The sequence below is a fragment of the Pseudomonas sp. FW305-3-2-15-E-TSA4 genome, assembly GCF_058787295.1.
This window is the reverse complement of record NZ_JBYSZP010000015.1, coordinates 157,509-168,937: the sequence shown is the minus strand read 5'-3', so window position 1 is coordinate 168,937 and position 11,429 is coordinate 157,509. Positions and strand designations below refer to the sequence as shown.

At 61.4% G+C, this 11,429-nt stretch carries 7 protein-coding genes; 5 read left to right on the top strand and 2 right to left on the bottom strand.

The window, feature by feature from the left end; translation table 11 throughout:
* The 4 genes from AC3WMV_RS21165 (at position 1) to AC3WMV_RS21150 (ending at position 7,018) form a co-directional block, all read left to right on the top strand.
* Complete coding sequence (locus tag AC3WMV_RS21165) at positions 1-1,590, top strand: arylsulfatase (protein ID WP_096797328.1); 1,590 nt, start codon at positions 1-3, stop codon at positions 1,588-1,590.
* A 193-nt stretch (positions 1,591-1,783) separates the two neighbouring features.
* The gene (locus AC3WMV_RS21160) at positions 1,784-4,288 is read left to right on the top strand and encodes a fused MFS/spermidine synthase (RefSeq protein WP_103367472.1); all 2,505 of its coding nucleotides are present in this window, start codon (positions 1,784-1,786) and stop codon (positions 4,286-4,288) included.
* A 100-nt stretch (positions 4,289-4,388) separates the two neighbouring features.
* On the top strand, positions 4,389-6,017 hold the full coding sequence (locus tag AC3WMV_RS21155; RefSeq protein WP_103367473.1) for a J domain-containing protein: 1,629 nt from the start codon (positions 4,389-4,391) through the stop codon (positions 6,015-6,017).
* Positions 6,014-7,018, top strand: coding sequence for a DUF3829 domain-containing protein (locus AC3WMV_RS21150; RefSeq protein ID WP_256584871.1), 1,005 nt, complete (start codon positions 6,014-6,016; stop codon positions 7,016-7,018). The genes AC3WMV_RS21155 and AC3WMV_RS21150 overlap by 4 nt, the downstream gene beginning before the upstream one ends.
* Positions 7,019-7,066: 48 nt before the next feature.
* Here AC3WMV_RS21150 and AC3WMV_RS21145 read toward each other — a convergent pair whose 3' ends face one another.
* Positions 7,067-7,738 carry a DUF3313 domain-containing protein gene (locus AC3WMV_RS21145; protein WP_103367474.1) on the bottom strand — a complete coding sequence of 224 codons (672 nt, stop codon included), beginning with the start codon at positions 7,736-7,738 and terminating at the stop codon, positions 7,067-7,069.
* Between the two features lie 212 nt (positions 7,739-7,950).
* Here AC3WMV_RS21145 and AC3WMV_RS21140 point away from each other — a divergent pair, with 212 nt between their 5' ends.
* Positions 7,951-10,311 carry a tetratricopeptide repeat protein gene (locus tag AC3WMV_RS21140; RefSeq protein ID WP_207264420.1) on the top strand — a complete coding sequence of 787 codons (2,361 nt, stop codon included), beginning with the start codon at positions 7,951-7,953 and terminating at the stop codon, positions 10,309-10,311.
* Positions 10,312-10,443: 132 nt separating this feature from the next.
* On the opposite strand, the gene AC3WMV_RS21135 is transcribed toward AC3WMV_RS21140, so the two are convergent.
* Positions 10,444-11,418, bottom strand: coding sequence for a hypothetical protein (locus AC3WMV_RS21135; RefSeq protein ID WP_103367476.1), 975 nt, complete (start codon positions 11,416-11,418; stop codon positions 10,444-10,446).
* Positions 11,419-11,429 lie beyond the last annotated feature (11 nt).

Genomic DNA, 11,429 nt, shown 5'->3' with positions numbered 1-11,429 from the left:
ATGACTCGCATACGCAAGTGGCTACCGAAACTCGCCCTGGTGGCAACCTCGGTGATGGCGCTGTCGGCAACTGCCACAGCGGCTGAGAAACCCAACATTCTGGTGATCTTCGGCGACGATATCGGCCAGACCAACATCAGCGCCTACTCCATGGGCGTGGTGGGCTACAAGACCCCGAACATCGACCGGATTGCCAAAGAAGGCATGATGTTCACCGACTATTACGCGGAGAACAGCTGCACCGCCGGACGATCCTCGTTCATCACCGGCCAGACGCCGCTGCGTACCGGCCTGTCGAAAGTCGGCGCGCCAGGAGCGACGGTGGGCCTGCAAAAGCGCGATATCACCATCGCTCAGGCGCTCAAGTCTCAGGGATACGCCACCGGCCAGTTCGGTAAGAACCACCTTGGGGACAAAGATGAATACCTGCCGACCAACCATGGTTTCGACGAATTCTTCGGCAACCTTTATCACCTTAACGCCGAAGAAGAACCCGAACGCCCCTACTGGCCCAAGGATGACCCGGACTTTGTCAAAGCCAACTCGCCACGGGGCGTAATCCACAGTTTCGCCGACGGCAAGATCGAGGACACCGGCGCGCTGACCACCAAGCGCATGGAAACCATCGACGACGAAACCACCGCTGCCGCGCAAGCGTTCATCGAGAAACAGGCCAAGGCCGACAAGCCGTTCTTCGTCTGGATGAACACCACGCGCATGCACCTGTTCACCCACGTGCGTGACTCGATGAAGGGCCAGAGCGGCATGCCCGGCAACGAATACGCCGACGGCATGCTGGAACACGACGGAGATGTCGGCAAACTGCTCAAGACCCTCGACGACCTGAAAATCGCCGACAACACGATCGTGGTCTACACCACCGACAATGGTCCGAATCAGTTCTCCTGGCCGGACGCGGCGACCACGCCGTTCCGTAACGAGAAGAACTCCAACTGGGAAGGCGCCTACCGTGTACCGGCGATGATTCGCTGGCCGGGCAAAATCAAGCCGGGGGAAGTCTCCAACGAGATGTTCTCGGGCCTGGACTGGTTCCCGACTTTGCTCGCTGCTGCCGGTGACACCGAGGTGAAAGACAAGCTGCTCAAGGGCTGGGCGCCGACCTCCGGAGGCAACAACTTCAAAGTGCATCTGGACGGTTACAACCAGTTGCCCTACCTGACCGGCCAGCAACCCAACGGTGAGCGTAAGGAGTTCTACTACTTCAACGACGACGGCATGCTGGTTTCAATGCGCTTTGGCAACTGGAAGGCCGTTTTCGCCGAGCAGCGAGCGCCGGGTGGTTTTGCAGTCTGGAGCAACCCGTTCACGCCCTTGCGCGTGCCCAAGATCTTCAACCTGAGAATGGACCCGTACGAGCGGGCTGACGTGGTTTCCGATCAATACTACGACTGGTCGACCAAAAACGTTTATCTGGTCGCCGTTGCGACAACCAAGGCAGCACGCTTCCTGCAGACCTTCATCGAGTATCCGCCGAGCCAGAAACCGGCGAGCTTCAGCATCGACCAGATTCGTGCTGCGGTGGACGCGAAGATTGAAGAGAAAATGAAAGCGGCACCGGCTGCACAGTAAGACCGTTGAACTGCCACCCGCCCTCATTGGCGGGCGGCCCTGTTTCCAATCTGGGATCGTATCGGCCCATTCGCGAGCAGGCTCGCTCCCACACTGGACTTGCGTCCAACACAAATCCCCTGTGGGAGCGAGCCTGCTCGCGAAAAGGCCAGCACCATCACCGCAATTTCTGAATTGAAATAAGGCAATCCGCATGTCCTCACGTATCGCCAGCAAGCCGTCGGCCATACCCACCACTCAAGCCGCCACCCCGGCGCTGCTGATCCCCGCCCTGCTGTTGTGCATCTCCGGCGCCGCCGCGCTGGTGTATCAGGTGCTGTGGATCAAGCAGTTGTCGCTGGTGGTCGGCGTCGAGGTCTATGCCATCACCACCGGCATCAGCGCGTTTTTTGCCGGGCTGGCCATTGGCGGCTGGCTGTTCGGGCGCTGGGCTGATCGCTTTCAGCAACCGGTGCTGCTCTACGCCGGGCTGGAAGTGTTGGTGGCGATACTCGGGGTTGGCGCCACGGTTGCGATGAGCCTGGCGGCGAGCCCGTTTGCCTGGTTGCAAGGTCATATCGGCCTTCTCGCCTGGTGCTTGCCGTTTACGCTGGTAGGGATTCCGGCGGTGTTGATGGGCGGCACGCTCCCGGTGTTGGTGCGCTCGCTGGCGGCTGATCCGGGCAGGGCCGGCGGTCAGCTGTATGCGGCCAACACCCTGGGCGCAATTGTCGGCACCCTGCTCGCCGCGTTCGTGCTGATCGCCACCCTCGGCGTGCGCGGCAGTGCGCTGTTTGCCGCAATGCTCAATCTGCTGGCCGCGGCCGGTGCGCTGTGGTGGCAGCGTCAACAGCCGACGCCGATTGCGGCTGCGGTCAAACATCACACCGAGAAAGCCGCGGACCGCACCGCACTGTGGCTGTACGCCATCGCCGGCGGCGTGGCGCTGGGGTATGAAGTGGTCTGGTCGCAGTCGATCGTGCAGTTCATGAGCACCCGCACCTACGCATTTGCCGTGGTGCTCGCGACGTACCTGACCGGGCTGTTCATCGGCAGCGCCCTGCTCGCCCGCCGCGTCGAGCGCATTCGCGATCCATGGGGCGTGTTCGGTCTGTTGATTGCCGGTGCCGGGCTGATCGCCTTGCTGGAAATTGCCCTGCTCGGGCGCTGGCTGGTGTTGGCCCAGAGTCAGGCCGAGAGCTGGCTGCTGGCCTTGGGCGCCAGCGAACTGGCCGGTATGAGCGCACGTTTCGCAGTGGCGGCGCTGAGCATCGTGTTTGTGCCGACGCTGTTGCTCGGCGCGGCGTTTCCACTGGCGCTGCGCTTGAGTGTCGGTCGTGAGCGGGTCGGCCGCGATGTCGGGGCCGTGGTTGCGTTCAACACCCTGGGCGGGATTGTCGGGGTGATGTTCTGCGGTTTTCTGCTGATCCCGCTGCTGGGGCTGGTGCGCACGCTGGGCTTGCTGGCGATCATCGCGGCCGGCATCGGCTACGTGGCCGTCCGCAAGGGTCATCACGTCAAAAAAGGCCGGCGTCAGGCCGTGGTCGCGCTGGGGCTGCTGTCGGTCGTGCTCGCCGTGCTGACGCCAGTGGACAAACTCGCCAGTCTGCTGCCCGGTGCGCGTAACGGCACGCTGGTGTTCTACGAGGAAGGCCGTGGCGGCACCGTGGCGGTGGTCGCTCAGGGCCGTGGTGAGAACAGCTTCCACCGCCTGTACATTCAAGGCGTGTCCAACACCGGCGACGCCATGCCGTCGCTGCGCTACATGCGCATCCAGGCGCTGCTGCCACTGCTGATCCATAACGGCGAGCCGCGCTCGACGCTGGTGATCGGCTTCGGCACCGGGATCACCGCCGGCGCCCTGCTGCGCTATCCGGGCCTGGAACAGCGGGTGGTCGCCGAACTGCTGCCATCGGTGGTCAAGGCCGCGCCTCTGTTCAAGGGCAACTTCAACGCTGCCAACGATCCCGGCGTCGAGGTGCGCCTGCGCGATGGTCGTCAGGAACTGTTGCGCAGCCCGCAGACCTACGACCTGATCACCCTCGAACCGCCACCGCCATCGGCGGCCGGTGTGGTCAATCTGTACTCGCGGGATTTCTATCAACTAGCGGCCAGTCGCCTGGAGCAACAAGGCATCGTCGCGCAGTGGCTGCCGCTGCCGACCCAGAACATCGACGATTCGCGCGCACTGGTACGCAGCTTCCTCGACGTGTTCCCGTATGCCTCGCTGTGGACCAGTGAGTTCCACGAGATGCTGCTGGTCGGTTCGCTGCAGCCGATGCAACTGGACGCGGCGAAAATCACCGAGCGCTTCCAGCAGGCCAGCGTACGCAGCACCTTGCAGGATGTCGGGATTGGCTCGGCACCAGCGTTGCTCGCGACCTGGGTCACCGACCGCGCAGGCCTTGAACGCTTTGCGGTAAACGCGCCGGCGGTGACTGACGATCAGCCCCGAATCGAATACGCGCCGTGGGTGCGCAGCAAGGAAATCACCCGGGTGCTGCCGGCGCTGCTGGATCTGTATGTGCCGCCGCCACTGGTGAATGCCGATACCGGGTTCACTGAGCGAATGGAGACCCACCGCCAGCGTCTGCTGCAGTTCTACCGCGCGAGCCTGCATGCGTACAACGGCGACCGCGATGCCTGGGGGCGGGACATGAGCGAAGTGATGCAGAGCGACGGTGGCAATCCTTACTTCCGCTGGTTCGTCGGCAAATGAGCAACGGCTGAGGACTTTTCGACGCGAAACAGGTAGGGTGCGCAAAATCAAATTGCCATCACTGGATCGCGTCGCAGGTTTTCATGGAGTTGTATACGCAATGAGTTGCTGGACCGTCCTGGGCCTGACGCCCGACGCCGATACGCGCAGTATCAAACGCCAATACGCTGCCCCTCTCAAAAAGACCCGTCCGGACGACGACGCCGAAGGTTTTCAGCGCCTGCGTGACGCGTATGAGCAGGCCCTCAACTACAAAGAATGGGCACAGTTCAACGACGACCAGCAGGATGACGACGGCAACTGGGACCTTACCGGTCTGACGGTAGTAGAAGTCGACGCGTTGCAGCAGGTGACGCGTTCGCTGGCGGGCATCAGCCTCGACGAACTGGTCCGGCGTCATGCGATGGCCGTTCAACAGGGTTGCGCGCATATCCTCGAAGACACTGTCCTGCAGCACTGCATCGAGCATCCCGATACATCGGAATCTCTGGTGGACTGGGCGATTCCCACATTTCACTGGTTCAGTGCCTGGCAGCGCCTTGAACTGGACGAGGAATCGATCACGCTTTTGCTCGCTCAGCAGCGCGAGCGTATCGCTCGCCCCCTGCGTGACGCCCTTGAACTAGAGGACGACGAAGATTTTCTGCAGGCGTACAAGTCTCGCACGCAGTACCTGTGGCTCGAAGCAGAAGTGCACCGGCAATGGCTCAACCTGCTCCTCAGTCAATTGCTGCTGGATAGCCGTTACTGGTCCTCAAACCTTTTCGAACAGGTATGCGCCGGCCAGGGCTGGCACCCAGGCCCAACCAACCGTTGCCCCGAGAGTGAATGGACGCGCCTGCTCGCCCGTCATGAAGCGCCGATTTTTCTCGCGCGGCAGCGCCAGCTTGCCGAGGCACCGCTCGCCACGCCTGAACACCGCGCCGCGCGCATGCTCCTGGGCAACGGCCCCTTCAATCAACGTCGCGCTCTGGCCCGACGCCTGCGCGAAGAAGACTGGGCGCAGTGCCGTAAGTTGAGCTCGGCGCTGTACGCCAATAACCCACAGGTCTGGGCGGAGATGCCCGGTGGCACCGCGTTCTTCTGGCGCGACTGGGAATTGAGTTTCAACGATTGGCCGACATACGTGGGTGTCGTGCTGGCTTGTCTGATCGGCTCTTTTACCCACTTCATCCCGCAGGGCCTGCGCGTCAGCGGGCTGATCAACATTGTCATGATCACGACGGTCGTATTTGCCGTGATCGCAGCCGGGCTCAATTGGCTGGTGCATGACCTGGCCCATCGCTGGTGGTTACTGGATGACCGGCTCAGTGCACGCCTTCGCCTGGGCTTGCGCTCCGACTCGCCGCCGTTCGGAGTTCTGCGCGACCTCATTCCCTGTGCGCTGATGGCAGCCGGACTCAGTTGGCTTTTCGGTCCGATCGCTGGCGTTGTATACACCGCAACCCTCGCAGTTTTCGGGCTGGTACGGCGGCGCCAGGTCAAACCGCAGGTCTCCTGGGAGCAGAGCAGCCCAATTCTGAAAATCTGCCTGACGAGTCTGGGGATAGTGGTTCTGGTCGTTGTGCTGGGTGTCATCAACGTGATCGCCAGCCAAGGCACGGTCAACCGTAATCAGGGGTTGCAACCCTGGACTGAACGTTCGTGCAGCCGTATGCCGGCGACCACCACCGAATGCAACGCACCGGCCACCGTTGAGCAGTGGTACGGCAAGGAGGCGCGACCGTGAAAAACGCGAACTTGTTGTTCCCCATTGGTCTGGTGATCGCCGTTGTCGTGATGGGATTGATGGGGGCCAGTCGGCCCTTCTCACAACTCGACCTCTGGCTGGATGGACGCGATGCGCCGATCACCGCCCAGGCCAATGCCCTGAGCCCGCTCATCAGCTGCGTCAACCGGGTCGACGTGCAATGGCGAGTGGCTTACGACCGTTACAAAAATCCCCAGCCGCCTCAGCCTCACAACCAGCAATGGATGCTTGGCCTCAAGGATTTCGACGACAGTGATGCGTTGAATGTGCGTGACATACAGCGCGACGTCTGCTCTCAAGGCCTCGCCGAAAAACTCCAATTACTGGCCTACCAGCCCGAATTGGCGCAAAAGGCAACTGAATACGCTCGCTCGCTGAATACACTCGCGACGGTGATTCCGGTCGGCCGGATTTACAGGGAAGCCAGCTTTTCGACCGGGTCGCAAAACCCGGCGGCCATCATTGTCGAATCTGCATTCATCGAGTCCGCTGCGAGCGGTTACATCAAGGCGTCAACGGCCCTGAGAGAAGCCTTGCTGCCACTGGACGCCGCGCAACGCCCCGAACAGTTGAAACGGATGGAAGCGCGTCTGGGCAAGGATATCCATTGGTATTTACTGGCATACATGATCCAGGCCCGAGAAACTATCGACTTGCTCGATGAAGGCATGAGAAACCGCACACTGACGCCACAATTGCTGGCCGACACCACGGCAAAGCTGCAGCAGGCCTGGGATCGTCGGGCACCCTTCCTCGTCTCGCAAAACAACGCGTTCAGGACGAAGACGGACGCGGCGCGGGATCTGTGGTTCCACATCGGCGAGCCAGCGACCCGCTATCTGGCGGCGTTGAACACACTGCACAAGGACTGGCAGGACCACGCACCACCGCAGCAACTGAGCGACGACTTCCACGCAGTCAACCGGAGTTACGACGGTCTGCTCAGTCATTACAACCGCCAGGCCCGAGCCGAGTTCTGATGAAACACGCACGGGATCGTTCGCCCTGAACGATCCCGCTGGCGGATCTTACTTCGACTTGAGCTTGAGATAGGACTGATGCATGTCCGCCGCCCAGCCATCGATCACCGCTTTGACGTCATCGGCTTTCATTACCTGAGTGTCGTTTGCCAATGGTTTGCCAGTGCCCTTGCGCACAACCTGGGCCACAACCTTATTGCTGCCGCCGTCGAGAAACACCGCTTCGGTGGCGAGTGTGGTTTCCTGATCGCGGATACCGCTGGCCGTGCTGACCGCTGCCGCAACCAGCGCAACCGGGATGATTTCATACGGTTTGAGGCCTTCGGTCTTGCTGCTCACGGCAGTAATCGCCGCACGTACCACGATTACACCGGGGCCAGGGCCGTTGGCCAATGGCAAGGACTTGCTGATTTCGCGCTTTAGCGCTTGATCGTAGTAGCTGGTGATGCCGTTGAGGGTCTGTTGCGGAATCTTCACCGTCGCCTGCGGCTTGGGATAGAGCTGGGTCGGCTCGACGTAGACGCTGGTAAACCGGTTGATGTCGAGCTTCGGATCGACCCAACGCATTACCTCGGCACCGGACGGTGATCTGGCTTCCCGGAGCTGGCTGTAGTCCTTGAGAAATCCGGAGTACTGGTCAGGCTCGACAACCTTACTCGAACACCCCGCCACTCCAAGCGTGGCGATGCAGAGGGTGCTCATCATCAGTGCAAGCTTCATGCTGTAACTCCTGTCAGAAAGCCGAAGAAATTGCTTGGGGGAGTTACAGTTATAGCCAATGCCCGCGTATTTGCCCTGCAAACATTGAAGATTCACACGTGGTTGCGCAGTTGATCACAACCGCCATTTGACAGACAGCGACTCATCCGGCAAAGCTGCATCGAGCTTGAACGCATGCCAGCAGGCCAATGCATCTGACCACGGAAGTCGTAATGCCCAAGCATAAAAATAAAGTCGTACAGCCTGATCCTGATTCATCCCGACAGCCCCTTTCACGTTACCTGTTCCCCCTCACCATCGGCGTGCTGCTGGCCGCAGTGGCGGGGATTGGCTGGTTTCTGTTCAGCCCCGCGCCCGCGCCGTACACGGCACCGCCGATCAGCGCGGCGGCGCCTGTCGTCGCCAGACCGCAACCTGTGGCGCAGAAGCCCGCGACCATGGTCGATGAGCAACAATGCCAGGGCTGTCACACCGAGCAGGTCAAGGACTGGCAAGGCTCGCATCACCAATTGGCGATGCAGGCCGCAAATGGCGAAACCATGCTTGGCGACTTCAACAACGTCACCTTCAAGGCCGAAAACGAGACCACCCGTTTCTCACGCAAGGGTGACGAGTTCTGGGTCAATACGCCGGGCATCGATGGCAAGAACGCCGATTTCAAGGTCGCCTACACCTTCGGCATCGCCCCGTTGCAGCAATACCTGATCGAGGTCGGCGAAGGCCGTTTACAGGCGCTCGGCGTGGCGTGGGATACCGAGAAACACCGCTGGTTTCACCTCTACCCCGGCCAAGGCGTGAACTTCAAGAATCCGCTGCACTGGAGCAAGCCCAGTCAGAACGCCAACTTCATGTGCGCCGAGTGCCACACCACCGGCTTCAAGCGCAATTTCGATGCGGCCAGCAACACGTTCAACAGCCAGTGGAACAGCCTTGGCGTCGGCTGTCAGGCCTGCCACGGTCCGGCCTCGAATCACCTGCAATGGGCGCAGAAAAAAGACGACCTGATCCACAAGGGTTTCGTCGTCGACCTCAAGGACAACAACGCCAGCGTCGAGATCGAAACCTGTGCCCGCTGCCATGCGCGCCGGGCGCCGCTGGGCGATGGCTACACCGTCGGCAAGCGCTTGATGGACGACTACCTGCCGAGCACCCTCACCCGCGAACTGTATGCGCTGGACGGCAAGATCAAGGATGAAGTGTTCGAACACGGCTCGTTCCTGCAAAGCAAGATGTTCGACAAGGGTGTGCGCTGCAGTAACTGCCACAATCCGCACAGCACTGAACTCAAGGCGCCGGGCAATGCCGTGTGTCTGCAATGCCACAACACGGCGGGCAAGACTTCGGTCGCTGGCGTCGACGGCAAGGGCCTGCAAGCGAAGAACTACGATTCCATCGAACACACCCGCCACACCCCGGGCCAGCCCGGCTCGCAGTGCGTGGATTGCCACATGCCCGGCAAGTTCTACATGGGCAACGACTGGCGCCATGACCACAGCTTCAGCATCCCCAACCCGGAACGCGCGCAAAAACTCGGTACGCCCGATGCGTGTCTCAGCTGCCATCAGGGCAAGGCCGGTGACAAGGTCAGCGCACAGTTCAAGTTGTGGAATGCCTCCGCCTCGACACCGCAGGCACCACGCTATGACGAGAGCCTGTGGCTGATCCGCAACGGCCAGCCCGGTGCGGCGGACGCCTTGCATGAGCAATTGCAGCGCAGCGATCTGCCGGCGATTCAGCGTGCGACGTTACTCGCCGAACTGCCGCTGTACCCAAGCGATCAATCGCTGAAACTGGCGACCCGGGATCTGCAGAATCCGGCGCCGCAGGTTCGCGAAAGCGCAGTGCGGGCGATCAGTGCCTTCCTGCCGCCCGCCGAGCGCGCGTCGTTGCTGACGCCGCTGCTCGGCGATCCAGTGAAAGCCGTACGCATCGTCGCGGCGCGGGATCTGCTCAGCGTCGCGCGCAACAGCGGCCTCGGCGCCGCGCAGGACAATTGGGACGCGGCGATTGCCGAGTATGAGGCGGTGCAGAACAGTCTCGCGGAACGGGCCGAGGCCAACCTGAACCTGGCGATGTTGTATCAGGCCAGTGGCCGCGCATCCGAAGTCGAAGGGTTGCTGCGCACGGCACTCAAACGCGATCCGGATTTCTACCCGGCACTGGTGACGCTGGTGCAATGGCTGGAGGCCAATGGCCGAGGTCAGGAAGCGCAGAGCCTGCTGGACGACAGCCTCAAGGCGCACCCGGAGGCTGCGTTGTTGCAGCACACCCGTGGCCTGTCCTTGATCCGCGCCGGCAAGACTGCCGAAGCCATGACCGCGCTGCACAAAGCCGCGCAACTGGAGCCGCAGAACGCGCAGTACGGTTACGTGCTGGCGGTGGCGTTGCACGACAGCGGCAAGGTGAGCGAGGCGTGTGCTGAGCTGGAGCGTTTGCTCAAGGTGCAACCGGCGAACCGCAATGCACGGCTGTCGCTGATCCAGTACTACCTGGAGAACGGCCAGGAGCCGAAAGCGCAGGTGCTGTTGCAGGGCTGGAAGAAGATGAACATGGGGGATCCGGCGCTGAAGTGAGCGCTGATCCCTTGTGGGAGCGGGCTTGCTCGCGAATGCATTCTCTCAGCCAACATCAAGGGTGACTGATGTACCGCATTCGCGAGCAAGCCCGCTCCCACAGGGTCAGTGATTGGTCTCAAACACTGAGTGTTACCAGGACGACGTCGCCCCGCTCTTCAACGCCATCTCGCGCCGGCTGTTGGCGCGCATCGCCTTGATCAGCGATACCGAGCCCACCAGCAGAATCGCCGCGCCGAACAGGAAGTCGATGTTGTACAGCTGGAAGTCCTGCACCGGCCCCACCAGCAGCACCCGCACCACGGCAATCGTCACCAGCGTGGCGAGGAAATCGATCCCCGGCTCGTCACGATAGAACACGTGCAACAGCGGCAGGCACAGCACCAGCAGGAACAACAGCACCACGACCTTGAACGAGCCTTTGCGCTCGACGCTGAACGCGCATTCGTGCGGGCCGTAGGCCTTGTAATCCTCGTCGCGGATCATCGAGTTCTTCTCGTTGATGTACTCGACGCGGTTGTATTTCTGAATCGGCGTGAAGGTGTTGGACATCTCCATCAGCGTGGTGATGTTCTTGAAGCGCAGGTCGATGCGCTCGCTGCCCTTGAGGTAATACAGCACCGGTTTGTAGCCGTAGCGATAGGTGTCGAAGGGGAATTCGGTGACTTGGCCCTGCACGCCGATCGGGCGAGGTTCAAGCTCGGCGTAGGCGCTTTTGGTCGGTGAGGCGAGGTTGCGGCTCAGCGGCTGAATCTTGACCTGTTCGAGGAAGATCGGCGTCACGCCGTACGACCACTGCAACGGTTCCAGCCGCAGACGCAGTTCGTTGCGGCCCAGGTCGTAGCGGTTGAAGGTGCGTTCGGAGACCACCAGCGAGCCACTGAGCATGAACTCGCCGCGCAGGTTGTTGGTGACGCGCAAGGTCAGTTGATCCTTGCCCAACAGCGCCGCTTCAGTGGATGGCGGCGCGCCGCACCACGCGGTGCTTTCACCGGCACCGCCCAACTGGCCGTCACGGTTTTCCTTGAACACATAGAAGTAACTGGCCCACAGCGTCAGCATCAACAGCAACGCCGTGAGGCCCAAAATCTTTTTGCCCGCACTCACTACCCAGACTC